Source organism: Kitasatospora sp. NPDC058170 (assembly GCF_042883905.1).
Classification (GTDB): domain Bacteria; phylum Actinomycetota; class Actinomycetes; order Streptomycetales; family Streptomycetaceae; genus Kitasatospora.
The window spans coordinates 147,587-169,493 of record NZ_JBHVUV010000017.1; the positions used below are offsets into that span (position 1 = coordinate 147,587).

Sequence of the window (21,907 nt, forward strand, 5' to 3'; positions counted from 1 at the left end):
GCACCAGCCTTCAGCGGTGTTCGGGGTTCTCGAAGTCGAAGCGGCAGCCGGCGTCCCACTGGGAGCGCTGGTTGCCGTGGGCGGGGATGCCGCCGGCGTCCTTGAGCATGCGGGCGAGGTGGAGCTGGTTCCAGGTCATGAAGGTGGCGTTGCGGTTGGTGAAGTCGTTGTCCGGGCCACCGGAACCGGGGTCGAGGTAGGAGGGGCCGGGGCCCGCCTCGCCGACCCAGCCCGCGTCGGCCTGCGGCGGGATGGTGTAGCCGAGGTGCTGGAGGCTGTAGAGGACGTTCATCGCGCAGTGCTTGGCACCGTCCTCGTTCCCGGTGATCAGACAGCCGCCGACCCGGCCGTAGTAGGCGTACTGGCCATCGGAGTTGAGGATCGAGGAGCAGGCGTACAGCCGCTCGATCACCTTCTTCATCACGGAGGAGTTGTCTCCCAGCCAGACGGGGCCGGCGAGGGTGAGGATGTCGGCGGACATCACCTGGGAGTAGATGACGGGCCACTCGTCGGTCTCCCAGCCGTGTTCGGTCATGTCGGGCCAGACGCCGGTGGCGATGTCGATGTCCACTGCCCTGATGACGTCGACCTGGACGCCCTGGCGCTCCAGGATGCCGGTGCTGACGTCGATCAGGCCCTGGGTGTGGCTGCGCTCTGGGGAACGCTTGAGGGTGCAGTTGATCACCAGGGCGCGGAGGTCGCGGTAGGACGGGGCGGGGTCGGGCACGGTGCAGCTCCTTCGGGGGCCGGGGCGGCGGCGGGGGTCGTCGGCATCCACTTGAGCAGCCCGGCCGCGGGGGCGCCCGCCGGGCTAGGCCGCTTGCCCGGCCGTGGGGGCGCGGCAGGGCGCGGTGGGGTACGGCGGGGTACGGCGGGGCAGGGGCGGGATCCGGATGCAGGCGGGGCCGATTGTTCCTAAGGTCGATACACGGGGGGAACCGCCCAGGAGGACCGCCGTCAGGGCCGGTCGGAGGACGTGAGGACGATGTCGCCCCATTCCGGCGGACCGGTACACGCCCCGTCGTCGGCCCGGTCGTCCGCTTGGCGGGCGGCCCGGTCGCTGGCCCGGCTGGCGCTGGCCTGCACGCTGGCCGCGGTGGCGGCGCTGGTGGCGGCGAGCGGGCCCGGCGGGCTGTTCGTGCTCGCCGTCGGGCTGGCCGGTGCGATCGGCACGGCGGCCGGTACCTGGTGGGTGCTGTCCCATCGGGGGCTCGTGCGGGCGGCCGGGGTGCTGCTCGCGGTGGTCGCGCCGGTGGCCGTCCTGGTGCTCTACGCCCGGGCGGACGTGTGGCCCGCGGCCCTGGCCGCGATCGTGCTGTGGGGAGCGGCCGTGCTGTGCGCGCGGGCGGCGCTGTTCAGGCTGCACCGGCCCGGCGGCATGCGGGCGACGGCCTGTACCCCTCCGCGGCGACCGGTGCTGATCATGAACCCGAAGTCCGGCGGCGGCAAGGTCGGCCGGTTCGGGCTGGTCGGGAAGGCCGAGGTGCTGGGCGCCCGGGTCGTGCTGCTGGACACCTCGGCCACCGTGGACGTCGCCGCGATCGCCCGCCGGGCGGTGGCCGAGGGCGCGGACCTGCTGGGGGTGGCGGGCGGCGACGGCACCCAGGCCCTGGTGGCCGAGGTGGCGGCCGAGCACGACCTGCCGTTCCTGGTGGTGTCCGCGGGCACCCGGAACCACTTCGCGATGGATCTCGGGCTGGACCGGGAGGACCCGTCCCGCTGTCTGGACGCGCTGACCGACGGGGAGGAGCTGCGGGTCGATCTCGGGACGGTGGGCGGCCTCACCTTCGTCAACACGGCCTCGTTCGGGGTGTACGCGGAGATCGTGCAGCGGCCGGAGTACCGCGACGCCAAGGCGGGCTCGGCCCTGGACGCGCTGCCCGACCTGCTGCTCGGGTACGCCGGCCGGCCGCTCGACGCGCAGACCGACGACGCCCGGCTGGAGGCCCAGCAGGCGCTCCTGGTCAGCAACAACCCGTACGCCGCCCCCGGTCCGATGGCGGCGGGCGGCCGCCGGCCGCGGCTGGACCTCGGGGTGCTGGGTGTCGTCGGGATCCGGGTGGGCAACGCGGCCCAGGCGGCCGAGCTCGCGCTCCGCGGGACCAGGGCGGCGGGCCTCCAGGTGCTGACCTCCCACCGGATCACCATCGGGCCGGACAGCGGGAGCATCCCGGTTGCCGTGGACGGCGAGGCCCTGTCCCTGCCGTCTCCCGTGACCTGCGGCATCCGCCCGGGCGCCCTGCGGGTGCGCGTCCCGAGGCACCGACCCGGTCCCCCGGTGGCGCGGCCGCCGATGGACTGGCACGCGGTCGTGGCTCTGGCCTTCACCCAGTCCCGGCCCGGCCCGGGCGCGCGGGGTTGAGCATCGGAACGGCGGGCCGGGCGGCGGCCGGACGGCAGCCGGGCACGGGCCCCGGGCTCCACCGGTCCGAGGTGCAGGAGCCTGCGACGACGCGCAGGCTGGAAGGACGAGCGGCCGTCCGCCCTGCCCGTCGACCGCCGTGCCCACCGGATTGGAGACATCCGTGAAGGACCTCAGTTTCGAGCAGAAGGCCTCACTGTCACGTCTTGAGGCCGCTGACCAGCTCGCCGCGCTCGCGGACGCGCTGAGGCACGGCGGCAGCGCCGAACTGGACCTCGGCCCGGGGCGGCTGACCCTGCGGATCCCCGAGGAGCTCCGCAGCGAGATCGAGGTCGAGGTCGGCGACGGGGAGATCGAGCTGGAGATCGAGTTCAAGTGGCCGACCGCGCAGACCGGGACGGCGTCGCGTCCCACGGGAGGCTCCCACGGCTGACGCGACCGGCCCCGGCCCGGCAGGCCGGACAGGCTCGGCAGGCCCCTGGCGGCGCTCCGTCCGAACGGCGTCCCGCGCTTCGAGCGGGGCGCCGTTCGGCCTGCCCGGGTCCGGCCAGCGCGGGTCCGGTCAGCCCGGCTTCGGCCAGCGCGGGTCCGGTCAGCCCGGCTCCGGTCAGCGCGGCAGGCGCAGCGCCAGGCCGTCGAGGAAGACCTCCAGGCCGTAGGCGAACTTGGCGTTCCGGAGCTCGACCGGATCGGTCGCCGCGGCTGCGTCGGCGTAGGCGGCGGCCAGGTGCTCGTGGGCGGCCGCGACCTGCTGGGCGGCGGGCATCAGGCGGGCGATGAAGGCGGCCTCGGTCTCGCCGGAGCGGGCGACCGTGGTGAGCCAGGCCGCCTCCGTGGTGCTCATGCCGATCGTGTAGGAGAGCAGCGTGTCGATCGCGCGGCTCGGCTCGGGGAAGCCGGCGACGGTGAACAGCGCGGCCAGCCGCTCGGAGTAGGAGATCAGGTTGGGGCCCAGGTAGGCGAGGCCGGCCTGGCCGAGCAGCGCGGGCATCCAGGGGTGGCGCAGGACGGTCGCACGGAAGGACCGGGCGGCCTCGGCCGCGGCGGCGCGCCAGTCGGGGCCGTCCGCGGCCGGGACGGCGATCTCGCCGAAGATCTCGTCCAGGGCGAGCTCCATCAGCTCGTCCTTGGTCGCGACGTGCCGGTAGAGGGAGGTCGCGCCGGCGTTGAGGCGGCTGCCGAGCTTGCGCATGCTGAGCGCCTCGGCGCCCTCCGCGTCCAGCATGGCGATCGCCTCCCGGACGATCGCGGCCCGGCTGAGCGCGGGCTGCTCGGACTCGCGCGGCTGCCGGGCCCACACGGACGGAATCGGGTTGGTCTTGGCGGCCACTGGGCCCTCCTTCGCTGCGTACGCCGTTCGCGTCGAGCGTACAGGAGCAAGTGATTGCGCACACTGTTCTCCGATGAGTACAGTGTGCGCATCGACGGAACAGTGTCCGCATCCGAAAGGGACGACCCCATGGAAACCCGCAATCCACGCCGCTGGTGGATCCTCCTCGTGCTGTGCCTCAGCACGCTGGTCCTGGTGGTCGACAGCATGGCCCTGACGGTCGCGGTGCCGTCGATGACCGAGGACATCGACGCGACCGCCCAGGACATCCAGTGGATCCTCGACTCCTACATCCTGGTCTTCGCCGGGCTGCTGCTCACCTCCGGCAGCCTGGGTGACCGGTTCGGCCGACGAAGGATCATGGTCATCGGCCTGGTGCTCTTCGGGGCGGCGTCGCTGGCCGCGACCGTCTGCACCGACCCCGGCGAGGTGATCGCCGTGCGCATCGCGATGGGCGTCGGCGGAGCGCTGATCATGCCGTCGACGCTGTCGATCCTGATCACCGTCTTCGACGACGAGGAGCGCGGCAGGGCGATGGCGGCCTGGGGCTCGGTGTCGATGCTCGGCCTGGTCGGCAGCCCGGTGCTCGGCGGGGTCCTGATCGACCACTTCTCCTGGCACTCGATCTTCTTCATCAACGTCCCGGTGGTCGGCCTGGCCGTCCTGGCGGCCCTCACCCTCATGCCGGAGTCGAAGGGCCCGTGGCAGAAGCCCGACCCGCTCGGCGCGGTGCTCTCCGCGGCCGGCATGACCGCCCTGATCTGGTGGATCATCGAGCTCCCGCAGCACGGCGCCTTCGGCGGCCGGTCCACGATCACCCTGGTCGTCGCGGTCCTCGCCCTCGGCGGGTTCGTGGTCTGGGAGAACACCACCTCCGCACCGATGGTGCCGCTGGTCCTGTTCCGGCACCGCAACTTCAGCGGCGGGTCGCTCTCGCTGACCCTGGTGCAGGTCGGCAACGGCGGCTTGCTGCTGGTCCTCACCCAGTACCTGCAGTTCGTCCTCGACTACTCGCCGGTCAAGGCGGGCCTCGCGTTCGTCCCGCTGGCGGTCGCCGCGCTGATCGGCAACGCCGCCGGTGCCGGGCTCACGGCCCGGATCGGCCACCGCCTCCTGGTACTGGCCGGAATGCTCGTGATGGCCACCGCGTTCGCGCTGCTGGCGACCGTCTCCGCCACCACCGGCTTCACCGTCCCGGCCGTCGCACTGGGCCTGCTCGGCCTGGGTGCGGGCCTCGCGATGCCGGCCGCGGTCGGCGCCCTGATGGGAACCATCCCGGCGGAGAAGGCCGGCGTCGGCTCCGCCCTCAACGACACCATCCAGCAGGCCGGCACCGCGCTCGGCATCGCGATCCTCGGCTCGCTGCTCACCAGCGGCTTCGCCGACGGGATGCCCGCCGACGCCCCCGAGCAGGCCAAGCACTCCATCGCCGGCGCGCTGGCCGCCGCCCAGGGGGACGCGGGCCTGGTCAAGGCCGCCCGCGAGGCCTTCACCAGCTCGATGTCGACCACCTTCACCATCAGCGCGATCGGCGTCCTCGCCGCCGCCCTGCTGGCCACCCTGGTGATGCGCGGCGGCAGGCCCGAGCGCGCGGCCGCCACGGCGGGCGGTTCGGCGGGCGGTCCCGCGGACACCCCGGCGAACGGTCCCGAACTCGTCGCCTGACCGGAACGCGGACGGCCGGTGCCCCGACGGGGTGCCGGCCGTCCGCGCGCCCGGCGGAGCTCCGGGCCGCGGGCCACGGGTAGCGGGCAGCCGGCAGCGGGCTACAGACCGAGGACCGCGGCCCCCGACTGCGAGCGCTACACGGCCCGGCGGTAGAACCAGACGCCGAGCGGCGCGAACACCGCGACGATTCCGATGTCCCAGGCGAGCGCCTCCCAGACCGCGCCGGTGGCCGGCCCGCCGAGCACCAGGACCCGGACGGCCTCGGCGGTCTTGGATACCGGCTGGTGGTTGGCGAAGGCCTGCAGCCAGCCGGGCATGGTGGCCACCGGGACGAAGGCCGCGGAGGCGAAGACGAGCGGCGCGAGGATGGGGAAGGTGGCTGCCTGGGCGGTCTCCGGATCCCCGACCGCCATCCCCACCACCGCGAAGATCCACGACATCGCGAAGCCGAACGCCAGCACCAGCAGGACGCCGCCCAGGAACGACAGCACACCCGCATGGATCCGGAACCCGATCGCGAAGCCGACCGCCGTCATCAGGGCCACCACGAAGACGTTCCGCGCGAGGTCCGCCATGGTCCGGCCGGAGAGCACGGCCGAGCGCGCCATCGGAAGCGAGCGGAACCGCTCCATCAGACCGGTCTGCATGTCGGTGGCCAGGCCGATCGCGGTGTTCATCGACCCGAAGACGGCGGTCTGCACGAAGATGCCCGGGATCAGGAAGTCGACGTAGGAGACCCCGGGCGGCAGCGCCGGGCCGACCACCCCGCCGAACACGTAGCGGAACATCAGCACGAAGACCAGCGGCTGGATGGTCGAGAAGACCAGCAGGCGCGGCACCCGGCGCAGCGCGATCAGGTTGCGCCAGGCCACCGCGAGGCCGTCCCGGACCGGTGCGGCGATCCGGTTGCCGAGCCGCCCTGTGTCGACGGCGCTCACGGCGCGTCCCCGCGCGGTGCGGGGCCCCCGGCCCCGCCACCCGGCGCACCGGACCCGGAAGCACCGGACCCGGCACCGGTCCCAGCTCCAGCTCCAGCTCCAGCACCGGCACCGGCACCGGTGGCACCGCCGGCATTCGCGGTGTCGCCGGTCCGGGTGCGGTGCCCGGTCAGCGCCAGGAAGACATCGTCGAGACTGGACTCGCGGACGGTGACCGTCCGCGGCACCAGCGCGTTCGCCTCCAGCGCGTGCAGGACGTCGATCAGCAGCCGGGAGCCGTCCCGGGAGGCCAGTCTGAGCAGGGCGCCCTCCCGTTCGGGGGACTCGGCGACCCGGTCCGCGATGACGGCGGCCGCCCGCCCGGCGCGCGCCTCGTCGCCCATGCCCAGCTCGATCACGGTGTTGCCCAGGCGCGCCTTGAGGACGGCCGGGGTGTCGTCGGCGATGATCCGGCCCTCGTTGACCACCACCACCCGGGAGGCCAGCCGGTCCGCCTCCTCCAGGTACTGGGTGGTGAGCAGCACGGTCGTGCCGTCCCCCACCAGCTCGCGGATCAGCTCCCACAGAGCGGTGCGGCTCTGCGGGTCCAGGCCCGTGGTCGGCTCGTCGAGGAACAGCACCGGCGGTTCCGGGACGAGGGCCGCGGCCACGTCGAGCCGTCGCCGCATGCCGCCGGAGTACGTCCGTACCGGGCGGTCCCCGGCCGACGCGAGGTCGAACCGGTCCAGGAGCTCGCCCGCCCGGGGGCGGATCCGCCGGCCGGGCAGCTGGGTGAGGCGCCCGATCAGCCGCAGGTTCTCGCGACCGGTGAGGTTGGGGTCCACCGCCGCGTACTGCCCGGCCAGCCCGATCAGCCGCCGGACCACGGGGGCCTCGTGGACCACGTCGTGCCCGAGGACGGTGGCGCGACCGCCGCTCGGCCGCAGGATCGTCGTGAGGATCCGGATGGTCGTCGTCTTGCCCGCGCCGTTCGGCCCGAGCAGGCCGAAGACCGTCCCCGACCGGACCTCGAAGTCCACCCCCTCCAGGGCGGCCACCGACCCGAACCGCTTGCTGAGACCGACGACGCTGATGGCGGCCTGTCCCCTCGCCTGTCCCATCGCCTCTCCCGACGTGAGGTGACGACTGTGCCTGAGCTGAGCTGACGACTGTGCCTGCGGTGACTGTGCTCGGGGGCGGCTCCGTTCGAAGGGACGGCCCTGCTCGGGGTGACGGCTCCGGTCGACCGGCCGGAGCCCACTCCATCGTCCTCCCGGGGCCCCGCGCGCGACAGCCGGACCGGGTCGCGGAGCCCGCGGTACCACGGATCGCCACTGCCGCGCGGCAAGTTGCCGGGGAGACCCCTCTCTTGAGCGAACCGGACCCCGGACGCAGGTACGACAAGCCCGGACGGGGCAAACCTGGTGCCAACACCGCCGCCGGGCCGACGGATGGCCATCCGGTCCGAGCCTGTCCGACAGGTGTGCGAGGTCCTGACATGTCCGCCAAGAAGGCAGTAAATCGTCTATTGCACAAGGTTTTTGATGCTTAGTCAGAAATGTTCTGAAACCGGCTATGCTACTTCCGGCCCAGCCCGCTGCACCCCCGTCGCACCAGGTCCACACGGACCTGCGCGGGCATCGGACTGCAGGCGGGACGCAGCCCCCACGCCGCCGGAGCCGGCCCCCACCCGCCCTTTCGTAACTCTTTCGATCGTTTGAGGATGCTGATGCTTCGTGCTGGATCGTCACCCGGTGGTCGGCGCTCCGCTCCCGTTCTGGTGTGGCTCCTGCCCACGGTCGTGACGGCCGCCGCCGCTGTGGTCGCCGCGTCACTGGCCTCCGCCGGCGCCCGCACGGGGGTCGTCTGGTGCGGGGTGGTGGGCACCGCCGCGGTGGCCGTGGTCGCCGTCGAGGCGGCGCGCCGGGGGCGCGCACTGGTGCGACTGCGCGAGCGGCACGCCCAGCAGGAGCGCGAGCTGCGCCGCCGGCTGGCCCGGCAGGAGGCCGAGACGGTCCACCTGGCCAAGGTCTCCCTGCCCGAGGCCATCGCCCGGCTCCAGCGCGGCGAGTTCCCCGCGGACGTGCTGAGAACCTACGAGGCCCCCGACCCCGTCGTCGGAACGGACTTCGACGCCGCCCGGCACGCCGTGCTGCACGCCGTCCTGGAGGCCGTCGACAACGAGGAGTCGATGCGCGAGTCCGCCCAGCGGGCCTTCGTCAACATCGCCCGCCGTGTTCAGGCGATCATCCACCGGCAGGCCCAGGACCTGCGCGAGATGGAGGACCGGCACGGCAACGACCCGGCCGTCTTCGACGACCTGCTGCGCCTGGACCACGGCAACGCGCTGATCGGCCGCCTCGCGGACAGCATCGCGGTGCTCGGCGGCGCCCGCCCCGGCCGGCAGTGGAGCAGGGCCGTGCCGCTGTACAGCGTGCTGCGCGGCGGCATGTCGCGCATCCTCGACTACCAGCGGGTGGAACTGCACCCGGTGTCCGAGGTGGCCGTGGTCGGACCGGCCGTCGAACCGCTCATCCACGCGGTCGCCGAGCTGCTGGACAACGCCACCCGCTACTCCCCGCCGCAGACCAACGTGCACCTGACCGCCGTCGAGGTGCAGACCGGTATAGCGATCGAGATCGAGGACGGCGGCCTCAGCCTGAGCGAGGAGGGGCGGGCGCGCGCCGAGCGGATGCTCCTGGAGGCGCAGGCCGGTATCGACCTCAACGACCTCGGGGAGTCCCCCCGGCTCGGTCTGGCCGTGGTCGGCCGCCTCGCGCGGGCGTACGGCTTCCAGGTCTCGCTCCGCCCGTCCGCGTACGGCGGGGTGCGGGCCGTGCTGATCGTGCCGCAGGACCTCATCACCACGGCGCCCGCCACCGGCCGGGCACACGGCATCGGCGCGTCCTCCGGTCCGCGGACGGCCTCGTCGGGCGCCCGCCGGCCGGTGGGCGGACCACGGCCGTGGGGGTCGCGGACGGCGCCCGCGTCCTCCGCCAGGTCGTCCTACGGGTCGTCCGTCCCCAGGGCCGTCCCGGGATCCGCTCCAGGGTCGATCGCGGGGTCGGTGACGGGGTCGGCCCCGGCCGACGGCGGGATTCCGGTGGTGACCGAGCGGGCCGCGAACGGCCTGCCCCAGCGCCGCCGCCACGCCGCACCCTCCCGGGCGGGCGTTCCCGAGGCCGCCAAGGCCCCCGAGCCGGCCCAGGCACCGGTCCAGCCCGGTTTGTGGCTGGCCGCGTTCCACGAGGGGGTGAACGGCCACGCGCCGTCCACCGACGCGGGCGGCCACACCAGTGACGAGTCGGCAGGGAAGGGCGAGCAGTGATTCAGCAGCGGACCAACATGGACTGGATGCTCAAGGAACTGGCGGACGGTGTCCCACACACCCGCCATGTCGTCGTGCTCTCCGCCGACGGACTGCGGATGGCCCAGCACGGCACCGACAACGACACCGCCGACCGCCTCGCCGCCGCCTGCGCCGGACTGCAGAGCCTGGCCGCCGCGGTGGGCAACGAGTTCCCGCACGGGGACGGCCGGATGCGGCTGGTCGTGATCGAGATGGGCGGCGGCTTCTTCTACCTGATGGCGGCCGGCGCCCGGGCCTACCTCGCGGTACTGGCCGACGAGAGCGTCGACGCCGGGCTGATGGGCCAGCGGATGCGGGACCTGGTCGCACGGATCGGCGAGCACCTCAGCACGCCTCCGCGCAACGGCGGGCAGGCCGCGTGAGGGGCCGGGGCGAGCGCACCGTCGAGGGGTGCGGCCCGGGCAAGGTGCCTCCCGAGCGCGGCGGGGTGGGGACATGAGCACCCCCGGCCGGGGCTGGGACGACGGTGAACCCGAACGTCTCTACGTGATCACGCGCGGCCGCAGCGGACTGGCCGAGCAGACCGTGTTCGACCTGGTCACCCTGATCGTCGCCCGCGCGGAGCCGACACCCGCGATGCAGCCGGAGCACGCGGCGATCCTGCGGATCTGCGGCTCGCCGCTGTCCGTGGCCGAGATCTCCGCCTACCTGCGGCTGCCGATGAGCGTGGTCACCGTACTGCTGGCGGACCTCCTCGCCGAGGAGCGGATCGAGGCCCGCGCGCCCGTCCCGCCCGCGATCCTGCCCGAACGTGCCCTGTTGGAAGCGGTGATGCATGGACTTCAGAGGCTCTGACACGGTGGTGGGACCGCCGAGCGCGGACCTGCTCCCGGCCACGGCCGCCATGGCGGTCAAGGTGGTCATCGTGGGCGGTTTCGGCGTCGGCAAGACGACCCTGGTCGGCTCGGTGAGCGAGATCCGCCCGCTGACCACCGAGGAGACGATGACGCAGGCCGGAGCGGACGTCGACGACACCGCCGGGGTCGAACGCAAGACCTGCACCACGGTCGCGATGGACTTCGGCCGGATCAGCATCAGCGAGGAACTGGTGCTGTACGTGTTCGGCACCCCCGGGCAGGAGCGGTTCTGGTTCCTCTGGAACGGCCTGTTCGAGGGGGCCCTCGGCGCGGTCGTACTGGTCGACACCCGCCGGCTGGAGGTCAGCTTCGACGTGATCGGGCGGCTGGAGGACCGCGGCGTGCCGTTCGTCGTCGCGGCCAACACCTTCCCCGAGTCGCCGGGCTACCCGGTGGAGGAGCTGCGGGCTGCGCTGGACCTGCCGCCCGAGGTGCCGATCGTCGCGTGCGACGCCCGGACCCGGGAGTCCAGCCGGGACGTCCTGCTGGCCCTGATGCGCTACCTGTACAACCTCTCGGCGCCGCCCGCGCGGTGACCGCGCCGCCCTGCCCCTGATCCCTCCGACCGACCCCACCCGTGGCGCCGCCCGACGCCGCCCCAACCCCTCCCCGACCCCGGAGACACCGTGACCACCCCGTTCCGTGACGATGCCGCTCCCACCCCGCCGCCCGGCTGCCCCGCCCACGCGGCGGGCGGCGAGGGGCTCGCCGCCGAGGGCCTCCGGCGGATCTACGGGCCCGAGGCCGAAGCCGACCCCGCCGGCCTGTACGAGAAGCTGCGCGCCGAGCACGGCGAGGTGGCGCCCGTGCTGCTGCACGGCGACCTCCCGGCCTGGCTGATCCTCGGCCACTCCGCGAACCTCACCGCGATGCGCACGCCCTCCCGGTTCTCCCGGGACTCCCGCCGCTGGTCGGCCTTCCAGGAGGGCCTGGTCACCCCGGACTCCCCGCTGATGCCGGTGATCGCCTGGCAGCCGCTGTGCGTCTTCGCGGACGGCGAGGAGCACCGGCGGCTGCGCGAGGCGGTGACCGACAGCCTGAACCGCTTCGACGGACGCGGGACCCGCCGCTACGTCACCCGCTTCGCCGACCAGCTGATCCAGGAGTTCGGGCCGACCGGCCGGGCCGAGCTGGTGGCGCAGTTCGCCGAACACCTGCCGATGCTGGTGATGACGCAGCTGGTCGGCATGCCCGAGGAGTACGGGCCCCGGCTGGTCGACGCCGCCCGGGACCTGATGAAGGGCACCGAGACGGCCATCGCGAGCAACGACTACGTCGTGGCGACGCTGCGCCGGATGATGGAGCGCAAGCGGGTCGCGCCCGGCCCCGACCTCGTGTCGTGGCTGATGCAGCACGAGGCCGGGCTGACCGACGACGAGGTGCTGGAACACCTGCGGGTGGTGCTGCTCGCCGCGAACGAGACCACCGTCAACCTGATCGCGGACACCCTCAAGCTGGTGCTCACCGACGTGCGGTTCCGCGCCCACCTGTCCGGCGGCCACATGACCCTGCCCGACGCCCTGGACCAGGTCCTCTGGGACTCCGCGCCGATGTCGCTGGTCGCGGGCCGCTGGGCCACCGGCGACACCCAGCTCGGCGGTCAGGAGATCAGGACCGGCGACATGCTGCTGCTCGGCCTCGCGGCCGGCAACGTCGACCCGGTCGTCCGCCCCGACCTGGCCAAGCCGCTCTACGGCAACCGCTCCCACCTGTCCTTCGGCGGCGGCCCGCACGAGTGCCCCGGCCAGGACATCGGGCGGGCCATCGCGGAGACCGGCATCGACATCCTGCTGACCCGCCTGCCGGACATCCGACTCGCCGTCCCGGAGGAGGAGTTGACGTGGACCTCGGCCTGGATCTCCCGGCACCTGGCCGAGCTTCCGGTGAGTTTCACCCCGCGGACGGAGACCGAGGAGGAGGCGGCCGCCCGGGGCGCCGTACCGGCGACGCCGCCCGCTGCGCCTGCCGCGCCTCTGCCGACCGTGCCGCCCGCCGCGCCTCCGGCCCCGGCCCCGCCCGGGTACCCGGCCGCCGCCGTCTCCGTCCCCCGGCAGCGGCGCGGCTGGTGGAGTGTGCTGACCGGGATCTTCCGGCGCTGACGCGGCGGCAGCAGCACCGGGGCGTCACGGGCGTTCTCCGTCCGGGCTTTCCGGGCCTTCCGGGCCGAACGAGCTGGACGAGCCGGACCGGTCGGCCGGGCTGAAAGGCGCGGCAGGGCGGGCGGGGGCCGCAGGTGTGCGGGCTCCGGGCGGGTCGGGCAGCCCGAGCAGGTCCAGCAGGAGCGCGGCCAGCAGCCCTTCGCGGCCCGCGCCCACGCCCAGCCGGTTCTGGGTCATGTGCAGATGGGAGCCGAGGATGCGGCCCGCGCCCGGCAGCCCGTGCCGGTCCGACCAGAGCTGCGCGGCAGGACGCAGCCGCGCCGTCCACGCGCTCCAGCGGGAGGGGGCGCCGTCCGCGAGCGCCCGCAGCGCACCGGCCGCCGGGCGCAGCCGGTCGGCCCGGGCCGCGACGCTGTCGGCGCCACCGGCGGTGGCGGTCAGGCCGCTCCAGCCGTCGCGCACCGCGCGGAGCAGGACCACCCGGTCACCCGGCCAGGCGGCGAGGGTGGCGGCCATCGCCTCCAGGCCGTCCAGCAGACTGCGCCCGTGCCCCGGCCGGGACCGGCAGGCGCGCGCCGTCACGACGCTGGACGCGAAGAACAGCTGCTCGCTGAGCGCCATCAGGTCGGTGCCGCCGTACCGCCGGTCCTCGGGCTCGTACCCGGCCGGGTGGACGCCGGGCGGGCGCAGCTCCTCCGGGGGCAGTGGGCGGCCGCCCTCGCCGAGCGCGGCCAGCGGCTCGACCGCCTGCCGGTACGCCTGCGGGGTGAGCCGGTCGCCAGGTGGCAGCGCAGCGTCGACGGCGGCCGTCCGCCGCTCCAGTTCGGCGGTCGTCCGGGCGGCCGCGACGGCGTCGAGGCCGGCGATCCGCAGCCGCAGGTGCGGGCCGCCCTGCCAGTAGCGGAGGAAGAACCACGGTCTCGGGGTGCCGTCGGGTGCGGGCGGCAGCAGGTCGACGGCCGGGAGCAGGGCCTCCAGCAGGAGCGTCTCCAGGGCCTCGGGCCGCAGCGAGTCGACGTGCAGGTGCCAGCTGTGCCAGGGGTCGGAGGCCACGGGCGGGACCCCGGCAGGTGGCGGGGTCGATGGGGTCGGCGGGGTCAGTGGGGTCGGTGGGGTCATGTGCGCAGGTCCAGCATCGGTTCGGTGAAGCGGGAGGTGCCGCAGACGGTCATGAACACCGGGGTCTCCTGGCGGGCGAGGCCGAGCAGGGGTTGGACGCGGTACTCGACGAAGGAGCGGGCCGGGCGGGCCACCAGCCCGTGCGCGGCCGCGCCGAGGCAGAGGCCGTGGACGCTCCAGCCGAGGCAGAGCTGGAGCAGCCCGAGCGCGGCCGGGCCGAGGTCGTCGACGAGCGCGTCGACGTCGATCGAGTGGATCCACACCATCGCGGCGTGGCGCACGCCGTTGTCGGTGTTGTGGGAGGGCGGCTGGGCGAAGCCCGCCTGGAGGACGGCCATGATCCGCGGCTGTCGGCGGTGGAGCGTCAGCCCGTCCTCCTCGACGCGGTGCAGGCCGTCCGCGCGTCCGCCGACCCGGTGCAGGGCGACGGTCAGCCGCAGCCTGCCGGCGATCTCGGCGAGCAGCCGGTCCGGTGGCGGCTGCATCGCCCAGGCGAGCAGGTCGGTCAGGCAGTCGTCGGTCAGCGGCGCGGGGCGCAGGCTGAAGCCGTAGCGCCGGTCGGCGGCGCGGCCCGCGCTGCGGTCCCACAACACCCTGGCCCAGTCGGGCCGGTGGGCGGGGGCGCCGGCCGCGGCGGGCAGGCCGTGGGCCGGGCCGGGCTTGGCCGCAGGATCGTCGGTGAGGTCTGCGGCGGGGCCGCGGTCGGGACTGGCGGCGGGACTGGCCGCGGGGTCGGGTGCGGGGTCGGGTGCGGGCAGTCCGTGACGCTGGGCGCTGACCGCTGCCGCGTCCCGTACCGAGGGGTCGTGGGCGGCCCCGGCGAGCAGTGGGTCGCGTTCGTCGTGCTCCGGACCGGGCGGACCGGGCAGCGGGACGGACGGCGCGGGCCGGCCGAGGCCGCCGAGCCGGAGTGTGAGCGGCGCCGACCAGGTGCCGGGGCCGGCCGAGCGGATCGCCGACTCGGCCCGCGCGGTGGCGGGGCCGTCCAGGGCGAGCCGGGCCGGGATGCCGAGCAGGTCGGCCGTGACGCACAACGACCGCAGGCTGACCCCGAGTTCGGCCTCGCTCACGGCGAAGCGCATCCGGCCGTAGGCGGCGGGAAGATCGCTGTAGCGGGCGGCGAGCAGGACCGACACGTCCTCTGCGCCCACGAGGTCCACGACGTCCGTGCCGCCGTCGGCGCGGACGTCGACCAGGGCGTGCCGGTGGACGTCCAGGTACCGCAGGACCGGTCCCTGGGCGGCGAAGGCGTGCACCGGGAACTTGGCCCGGCCGGAGGGGACGGCCCGGTGGTCGGCGTACCGGTGGGAGGGCTCGCGCCGTTGCAGTCCGAGGGCACCGACCAGCAGGTGGCCCAGCCGGGCGTCGGGGCCGAGGCCGGCGACGGCCGCCCGGTCGCAGGGCTGCGGGTAGGGGGTGGCGGCGAGCAGGTCGCAGGTGCCCAGGGGCAGTGGCCGTCCCGTCCCCGAGCGGGCCCGGCGGGGCGGGAGGGCGCTGGTGGTCGGGGCCGCGTCGTCGACGAGGTGCTGTTCGCCGAGGTGGGCCTTGCCCGGGCCCTGCCGGAAGGCGAACCGGCGGACCTCGTCGGAGGTCAGGCGCGGGCGGGGCGGCGCCACCCCGGGCACGTCCGGAGCGGGGACGTCAGTCATGGGATCGGTCGCGGGTTCGGTCATGGGAGGGGAATCGGTCATGGAAACGGGTGGGGGTCGAAGGGCGGTTCGGTCGGGGTGGCGTCGAGCCGGGCGAGCAGCCGGTCGAGCCCGGTCAGCCGCTGGTGGGCCTGGCCGAAGCACATCGGCAGGATGCCGGGGACGACGCACTTGACCACGGACAGGCCGAGCGCGGTGTGGTCGGGGGTCGACTGGTCGACGGCCAGCACCGTGCCGAGGCCTGCCTCGCGGTACAGCTCGACCACATGGGCGAGCGCGCCGCGTACGTCGCCTGCGGCGGCGCGGACCAGCGGCTGCGGCCAGTCACCGAACGCCTCGGCAACCGCGAGCACCGGGCCGCCGAGGACGCGCTCCACCCGGGGCAGCAGCTCGGGGAAGGTGTAGCGGCGCCAGTGGTGGGCGAGTTCCACCACCTGCCACGGATCGTCGATCAGGGGCTCCAGCGGCGCCGGATCCCAGGCGAGGCCCGCGGTGACCAGCTGGGCCAGCTCCCAGAGCGCGGCGCGGACGGCGAGCTCCGGGTCGGGGTGGCAGCCGGCGGTGCTGAAGCTGGCCGGAAGGCCGCGGTCACGGCGGACGGCGAGCGCCCAGACCACCGGGACGGGGATGTCGGCCCGGGCGTCGAGCAGGTGCACCTCGTAGCCGTGCCGACGGGCCAGCCGCAGCAGCAGGCGCGACCTCCGGTCCCGGACGGTGGCCGGGTCGAGCGCGGGCAGCGGGCGGGCCAGGTGCCAGGCCTGGAGGAAGGCGTCGCGTTCGGCGAGTTCGAGCAGCGAGTGCAGGGCGGCCTCCTCGAAGCCCGCCCCCAGGGCGCTGCCGCTGGAGGAGTCCAGGAAGCAGCCGCGGCGCCGCGCGCCGGACTGGCCCGGGCGGATGCCGTAGCCGTACCGGTAGAAGCCGATCTCCGCGGGGACGAGTCGCGGGGCGCCGTCGCCGAGCGGCGGCGCCGCCCAGACCCAGTCGAGCGGGGTGTCCTCGGTGTACGGCTCGACGTGGCTGCTCGGGTGGGCGAGCTGCGCGGCGGTGTAGCCGCCCAGGCCCGCCGGTTCGAGGGCCAGGTCGCCCAGCTCGCGGCGGGTGGCGTCCGGGACGACGGTCGCGGCGTGCGGGTACCCCGCGAGCCGTTCCATCGCCTCGTAGATGCCGATCGCCTCGGACTCGCGGAATCGCACGCCGCGGCCCAGGCCCGCGGGCGTGCCGGCCAGGACACCGACCTCGGTCATCGGGAGGCCGCCGGAGGAGTTGCGGGTGATCCGCACGACCGGGCCGAAGCGGGGGTCGGCGAATGCCGCCCGCATGCGGTCCGGGTCCTGCTCGAACGGCGCGGTGTCCTGCCGGGTCGGCACGGCCGCGGTGGTGGGGCGCGCGGTGGCGGTCGGCAGCGGGGGCGGGCCCTCGGCGGCGGTCGCCAGCAGGGCGGGCGCCGTGCCGCAGAGCCGGCAGCGGAAGGTACGGATGACCCGGTGCCGGGTGACCGTGCCGCGGTACGAGACGGTGACCAGTTCGCCGGGGCCGGGGGCCGCGCCGGGCGCCAGCACCGCGCCGACGATCTCCGCCAGCCCCGGGGCGACGGCGGGGGCCGGGACGGGCGGGGCGGCGGTCGCGGGGGCGGCGGTCGCGGGGGCGGCGGCGGCTGCGGCGGTGAGCAGTTCGCGTTCCCGCCGGTCGCGTTCCGGCCGGTCGGCGGCCGGCCAGCGGCGCTGCGCGTCGGCGGCTCCGGCGCATCCGGCGCAGGCGTGGCGGCCGTCCGGGGTCCAGCGTGGTCCGAGCTGGACCTCCCCGGCGCCGATCCGGACCGAGAGCAGGTCGCGCCCGGTGGCGCGGGCGGCGGACATCGCCTCGCGTTCCCAGTCGAGGTCGAGATCGCCGTGGGCGGTGAGCAGGCAGTCGCCGAGGGCGGCGGCCCAGCGCGACCAGTCCCAGCCGGCCGGCGCGCCCGGGCCGATCCGGGGGCCGTCGGCGGAGGTGCCGGTGGTGCCGGGGGCATCGGTGCGGGCGGTCACAGGGCCACCGTCCCGTGGAAGGGGGCCGGTCCGGCGGCCACCGGGTCGGGGGCGAGCCGGTGGGCGACCGGGGTGCGGCCCCGGGCGGCGAGGGCGGCGGTGGTCCGCTGGAGGGCCTCGCGGACGCTCTGCTCGGGACAGCGCTCCAGGACGGCGGTGCCGACCGGCTGCGCGGCCAGCAGCGCCCGGACCTCCGGGTCGGCCTGGGCCCGCGCGACGGCCGCACCGAGGGCGGTGCGGGCGGCGGCGACCGTGGTCGGCCCCCACTCGGTCGCGGTCGCGGTCCCCCCCTTGAACCGGTCGGTCACTGTCACCAGGGACCACCCGGGTCCGTCCGGGCGGCGCTCGACCAGGGTGACGGACCGTCCGAAGTACGTCTCCAGGAGGCCGAGCAGGGTGCGGGCCTCCAGGTCCGCGAGGTCGTCCCAGCCGAGTTCGCGGGCCGGGGGTGCGGCGAGCTCCTCGGCGGCGAGCTCCTCGGCTCCGAGGATGCGCAGCAGGCCGTCGAGCAGCCAGCGGTCGGCGGTGGTTCCGGCTGCGGGCACGCCGGTGGCCGGCGCGGCGCGGGCGGCGAGCAGCCGGGCGCCAGCCAGGAGGGCGCTCAGTCCCGCGGCCGGCCGGTCGACGCCCCAGCCGGCCGCCCGGCGGTGGCCGGGCGGGGCTCCGACGGGCTCGATGGCCTCGGCTGCCTCGACGACCTCGACGGTCTCCAGGGCGAACGGCAGCTGGTCGAGGTCGAGGTCGCGTCCGCGCCGCAGGGGCCCGGTCCACCGGGCGGTGAGTCCGGACCAGGCGGCGAGCAGTGCCTCGGTGTCGGGGCGCTCCTCGGGCTCGGGCTGCGCCTGCGGGGCGGGTGGGGCGGTGACCGAGGACAGGGCGATCCGGGTGGTGCGCAGCAGCCGGCCGTGGACGACCGTGGCAACCCCGTCCGCCGGACCCGTGGCCGTATCCAGGTCCGAGTGCGGGTCCGGGTCCGAGTGCGGGTCCGGGTCCGAGTGCGGGTCCGGGTCCGAGTGCGGGTCCGGGTCCGGGTCCGAGTGCGGGTTCGGGTCCGAGTCCGGCTCCGGGTCCGTGCCGGTGGCGTCGGCGAGTCCGGCGAGTCCGGTCAGACCCGCGAGGACCTGGCGGGCCGCGAGGGCGCCGGCCAGGACGGCGCTCAGCGGGCGCGGCGCGCAGGCCTCCGGGTCGTCGGCGGCCCACTGCTCGGCGCGCTGAGCCGCGGCCCGGAGCGCCTCCGTGGCGGCGCCGGCCGGCTCGCCGACGACGGCGATCCGCTCGCCCGCCCGGACGGTGACCACCCGGGTGCCGGGCGGCAGGTCGGCGGCCAGGGCCGCGAGGTCGGCGGGGTGGTCGTGGTCGTCGATCAGCACCGCCCACGCGGGGGTACCCGCCGTGCCGTCCTCCGGCGCGCCGGGCCCGGCCGGCGCGCCAGGTGCGCCAGGCCCGCCAGATGCACCGGGCCCGCCAGGTGCGCCGCGTCCGGCCGGCCCGCCGATCCCGTGCCGGGCCAGCGAGCGGGCCGCGGTGGCGGCCGCCGGCCCCTCCCCCAGCACCCGCACCCGGGCGGCCCGCAGCCGGGCGAAGTCCCGGTACGGGTCGCCGCTGTGGGCCTCCAGGTGGGCGAGCACCTCGGCGTAGCGCGCGGCGGTGGCCGGGTCGGGCGGCGGGGTGGCGAGCGCGTCGAGGTCGAGCAGGACGTCGTGGTCGAGCAGGGCGCGGACCACCCGGTCGAGGACCGGCCGCGCCGCCTCGTCGCCGAAGGCGGCCACCAGGGCGTCCAGGTCGGTGCCGTCGGTCAGCTCCGCCAGTCGGCTGTCGAGGACGCCGTAGAGCGCGGGCGGTCCGGCGAGGACGAAGGACCGGCCCGCCCGGGAGACGTACACGCCCTGGCGGACGGGGGCGAGGTGGGTCCCGGGGCGCAGTTTGATCCTCATCCGGCGGTCTCCGGCTCCTGGTCGTACTCCAGCAGCCACTCGGCGGCGTGGACTCCGTTGCGCACTCCGGGCAGGGCCTCCTCGAAGTACCCGGCACCGCGGCGTTCCAGGAACTTCGGCAGGACCCGGGCCATCAGGGCGCTGCCGAGGTCGAGGTACTGGGGCTTCTCCCGGCCGCGGGCCCTGAGGTAGCGGGTGAGCCGGTCGGCGGCGCTCTCGCCGTCCGCTTCGGCGCCGGCCGGCATCGCCAGCGGGGTCTTCAGCACGATCTCCTCGGGGACGTCGTGGGCGGCGCGCCAGCGGGTCAGGGCGATCAGGTGGGCGGCCTCGTCCTCCGGCTCGGTGCCGTGCGGCAGGTCCTCGCCCGGGTACCAGCGGCGGCGTTGCAGCACGACGTCGCCGGCGACCAGCCGCGGGTAGCGGACGGTGGTGGCGGTGGCCGGGCGGGTGCGGCGCGCGTGCAGGTCGCCGATCGGGTCGAAGGCGACCCGGCCGGTGTCGTGCAGCCAGACGGCGACGGTGAGCGGGGCCGGCTGGAGTTCGATCCACTTCATGCCGAGCGCCATCACCCGCAGCGGCCGTCCGTCGGCGTCGAGCAGGCCGAGCCGGTCGGTGTCGGGGTCGTGTGCGAGCCGGACACCGAGCCACTGCCCGGGGGTGACCTCCTCGTCGAGGAGCCGGACGCGGTGGTTGATGTTGGCCCGGTGCAGCCCGTGGTCCTCGCGGAGGCGGACGCCGTCGGCCGCGTGGCGGCGGGCGATGAGCCGGGCGATCCGCTCGGCGGCGTCGCCGCCGAGTGCGGTCTGGGCCCCGAGGAAGCGGGTGGCGAGCTGGCCGTGGCCGGTGTAGCAGGCGTTGAGCACGAGGCGGCCGTTGAGGGGCTGCACCAGCAGGCCGTACGAGGCGGCGGGGAGCCGGAAGCGCTCGGGGAGCCGGTCGGCGGCCTCGGCGAGCAGGGCGGGGTCGACGTGGGCCTCGGCGTCGTCGCCGGCTTCGCGCAGGGCGGCGGCGAGCTCGGCGGTGGCGGCCGCCCGGTGCCGGAGGAGTTCCGGGAGGGAGCCGTCGGCGGGGCCCCACCGGGCGGCGCGGTCCGGGGTGAGCGCGGGCTCACGGGTGCGGACGAGGTCGACCAGGTCCTCGGCGTGGTCGACCAGGTCGACCTGCGCGCCGGGGCCGAAGCGGTCGGTGAACGCGCGGGTGAGCAGGGCGCGGATCTCGTGGTGGCGGTCGAAGAGGCTCTGGAAGGCGGCGACCCGGCCGAGGTCGGCGAGGGCCCGCCGGTAGCCCTCGGGCGAGACGGTGGCGGGTTCGAGCAGGCAGTCCTCGTTGACCTGGAACCGTGCGGGGCAGGTGCTCAGTGCGTTGAGCGCGGTCTCGGCGGTGCGGATGCGGGTGAGGGCGGCGCGGCGGCCGCCGACCGAGTCGCGGGCCATCAGGTCGAGGTCGGCGCGGATCGCGGCGACCAGGCCGGCCGCCTCGGGGTGCTCGTCCGCGAGGAGCTTCTCGGCGGCGGGCAGCGGGTCGGCGGCCTGTTCGTCGAGGACCGGGCCGGCGACCAGGATCTGGGTGTCGGCGGCGGCGGCGACCAGGCGATGGGCGTCGGCCGGCGGTACGCCGAAGCGGCGGGCGAGTTCGTCGGCGAGCCGGTCGGCGGGCAGCGCTCCCAGGGCGGTGAGGCGCAGCAGGGCGGTCAGCTGCTCGTTGAGTTCGGCGGCGAGGGTGCGGCGGCGGCCGTCGGCGGCGTGCTGGAAGCGGATGCGGTCGCCCTCGCGGCGGAGCATCGGGTTGCGCTGCAGGGTGTCCGGCAGTTCTCCGGCGCGCGGTGCGGCGAGGATGCCGTTGACCAGGCCGGAGAGGAGGGCGCGGTCGGGGGTGAGCCGGTGGTGGGCGCGGCGCCGGTCGAAGCCGGTCTGGTCCAGGCGCGGGCCGGTCGGTGCCCAGGTGGCGAAGCCGACGGCGGTGAACCGGGAGAGCGGGCTGACCCGCAGGACGGCGCGGGCCAGGTGCTGGACCAGGCCGCGCTCGGACTTGCGCAGCCGGGCGGTCGGTCGGCCGCCGGCGGCGCGGTAGCGCTGGACGGCGTCGAGGACCTGGGGCGAGTTGAGGGCAAGGGAGAGCTGGAAGGGTTCGGAGCCGAGGGCGTGGGCGAACCGCTCGCGTTCCTCGGCGAGGAGGGCCGCGTGGCCGGTCTCCAGGGCGGTCCGGGCGAGTCGGCCGCGTTCGTGGGCGGCGAGCCAGTCGGCGACGGCGGGTGGCAGCGGGGTGTGCCAGGTGTCGTCGAGGTCGGCCGGCAGCGGGTCCCGATGGTTGAAGACGTCCCGTTTGAGCCGGAGCAGTCGGTGGCGTTCGCGGCCGGTCGCGCTGCCGGCCAGCCGGTAGAGCCGCTCGCAGGCCTCGTCGGCGAGTGCGTCGCACTGCCGCTGGGCGGCGAACAGGGCGCGGACGGCGGTGTGCAGGCGGTCGCCGCCGAGGCGCAGGCCCGCAGTCGGGTTGACCCGCAGGACGGGGGTGTCGGCGGGGGTCCAGGTCCGCGGCGGTGCGACGGGGTGGTGGCCGGTGCGGTGGGTCGGCGTCATGG

Annotated in this window: 17 protein-coding genes; 8 read left to right on the forward strand and 9 right to left on the reverse strand. The window is 75.5% G+C overall.

Annotated features, from left to right (window positions below; genetic code table 11):
* Positions 1-10 precede the first annotated feature (10 nt).
* Entirely contained in the window at positions 11-727 is a 717-nt protein-coding gene (locus tag ACFVVX_RS20545; protein ID WP_387947503.1) for a flavodoxin family protein, read from the reverse strand.
* 258 nt (positions 728-985) lie between these two features.
* On the opposite strand from ACFVVX_RS20545, the gene ACFVVX_RS20550 reads away from it, so the two are divergent.
* Both ACFVVX_RS20550 and ACFVVX_RS20555 read left to right on the forward strand, forming a co-directional pair.
* Positions 986-2,362: a diacylglycerol/lipid kinase family protein gene (locus tag ACFVVX_RS20550; RefSeq protein WP_387947505.1), complete on the forward strand. Its 1,377-nt coding sequence runs from the start codon at positions 986-988 to the stop codon at positions 2,360-2,362.
* 163 nt (positions 2,363-2,525) lie between these two features.
* Positions 2,526-2,795 (forward strand): amphi-Trp domain-containing protein, encoded by a 270-nt coding sequence (locus tag ACFVVX_RS20555; protein ID WP_387947507.1) that lies wholly within the window; start codon positions 2,526-2,528, stop codon positions 2,793-2,795.
* A 174-nt stretch (positions 2,796-2,969) separates the two neighbouring features.
* Here ACFVVX_RS20555 and ACFVVX_RS20560 read toward each other — a convergent pair whose 3' ends face one another.
* Complete coding sequence (locus ACFVVX_RS20560; RefSeq protein ID WP_387947509.1) at positions 2,970-3,692, reverse strand: TetR/AcrR family transcriptional regulator; 723 nt, start codon at positions 3,690-3,692, stop codon at positions 2,970-2,972.
* A 129-nt stretch (positions 3,693-3,821) separates the two neighbouring features.
* Here ACFVVX_RS20560 and ACFVVX_RS20565 point away from each other — a divergent pair, with 129 nt between their 5' ends.
* Positions 3,822-5,357 carry an MFS transporter gene (locus tag ACFVVX_RS20565; RefSeq protein ID WP_387947511.1) on the forward strand — a complete coding sequence of 512 codons (1,536 nt, stop codon included), beginning with the start codon at positions 3,822-3,824 and terminating at the stop codon, positions 5,355-5,357.
* A 137-nt stretch (positions 5,358-5,494) separates the two neighbouring features.
* Here the strand turns inward: ACFVVX_RS20565 and ACFVVX_RS20570 are convergent, their stop codons facing one another.
* Together ACFVVX_RS20570 and ACFVVX_RS20575 are read right to left on the reverse strand one after the other, a co-directional pair.
* Positions 5,495-6,298, reverse strand: coding sequence for an ABC transporter permease (locus ACFVVX_RS20570; protein ID WP_387947513.1), 804 nt, complete (start codon positions 6,296-6,298; stop codon positions 5,495-5,497).
* Positions 6,295-7,398 (reverse strand): ATP-binding cassette domain-containing protein, encoded by a 1,104-nt coding sequence (locus tag ACFVVX_RS20575; RefSeq protein ID WP_387947515.1) that lies wholly within the window; start codon positions 7,396-7,398, stop codon positions 6,295-6,297. The genes ACFVVX_RS20570 and ACFVVX_RS20575 overlap by 4 nt, the downstream gene beginning before the upstream one ends.
* 608 nt (positions 7,399-8,006) lie before the next feature.
* On the opposite strand from ACFVVX_RS20575, the gene ACFVVX_RS20580 reads away from it, so the two are divergent.
* The 5 genes from ACFVVX_RS20580 to ACFVVX_RS20600 all read left to right on the forward strand — a co-directional run bounded on the left by ACFVVX_RS20580 (position 8,007) and on the right by ACFVVX_RS20600 (position 12,603).
* Positions 8,007-9,605, forward strand: a complete 1,599-nt coding sequence (locus ACFVVX_RS20580; RefSeq protein ID WP_387947600.1) for an ATP-binding protein — start codon at positions 8,007-8,009, stop codon at positions 9,603-9,605.
* Complete coding sequence (locus tag ACFVVX_RS20585) at positions 9,602-10,009, forward strand: roadblock/LC7 domain-containing protein (protein WP_387947517.1); 408 nt, start codon at positions 9,602-9,604, stop codon at positions 10,007-10,009. Before ACFVVX_RS20580 ends, ACFVVX_RS20585 begins: the two co-directional genes overlap by 4 nt.
* A gap of 73 nt (positions 10,010-10,082) precedes the next feature.
* Positions 10,083-10,442, forward strand: coding sequence for a DUF742 domain-containing protein (locus ACFVVX_RS20590; RefSeq protein ID WP_387947519.1), 360 nt, complete (start codon positions 10,083-10,085; stop codon positions 10,440-10,442).
* A complete protein-coding gene (locus ACFVVX_RS20595) occupies positions 10,423-11,040 on the forward strand; it encodes an ATP/GTP-binding protein (RefSeq protein WP_387947521.1) in 618 nt (205 codons plus the stop codon). The genes ACFVVX_RS20590 and ACFVVX_RS20595 overlap by 20 nt, the downstream gene beginning before the upstream one ends.
* A gap of 90 nt (positions 11,041-11,130) precedes the next feature.
* The gene (locus tag ACFVVX_RS20600; protein ID WP_387947523.1) at positions 11,131-12,603 is read left to right on the forward strand and encodes a cytochrome P450; all 1,473 of its coding nucleotides are present in this window, start codon (positions 11,131-11,133) and stop codon (positions 12,601-12,603) included.
* A 24-nt stretch (positions 12,604-12,627) separates the two neighbouring features.
* Here ACFVVX_RS20600 and ACFVVX_RS20605 read toward each other — a convergent pair whose 3' ends face one another.
* From ACFVVX_RS20605 to ACFVVX_RS20625, 5 genes are all read right to left on the reverse strand, one after another.
* Entirely contained in the window at positions 12,628-13,656 is a 1,029-nt protein-coding gene (locus ACFVVX_RS20605; protein ID WP_387947525.1) for a thiopeptide-type bacteriocin biosynthesis protein, read from the reverse strand.
* Between the two features lie 62 nt (positions 13,657-13,718).
* Positions 13,719-15,371: a hypothetical protein gene (locus tag ACFVVX_RS20610; protein ID WP_387947527.1), complete on the reverse strand. Its 1,653-nt coding sequence runs from the start codon at positions 15,369-15,371 to the stop codon at positions 13,719-13,721.
* Positions 15,372-15,409: 38 nt separating this feature from the next.
* On the reverse strand, positions 15,410-17,395 hold the full coding sequence (locus ACFVVX_RS20615) for a YcaO-like family protein (protein WP_387947529.1): 1,986 nt from the start codon (positions 17,393-17,395) through the stop codon (positions 15,410-15,412).
* A complete protein-coding gene (locus tag ACFVVX_RS20620) occupies positions 17,392-19,329 on the reverse strand; it encodes a hypothetical protein (protein WP_387947531.1) in 1,938 nt (645 codons plus the stop codon). The genes ACFVVX_RS20615 and ACFVVX_RS20620 overlap by 4 nt, the downstream gene beginning before the upstream one ends.
* A complete protein-coding gene (locus tag ACFVVX_RS20625) occupies positions 19,326-21,905 on the reverse strand; it encodes a lantibiotic dehydratase (protein ID WP_387947535.1) in 2,580 nt (859 codons plus the stop codon). The genes ACFVVX_RS20620 and ACFVVX_RS20625 overlap by 4 nt, the downstream gene beginning before the upstream one ends.
* Positions 21,906-21,907 lie beyond the last annotated feature (2 nt).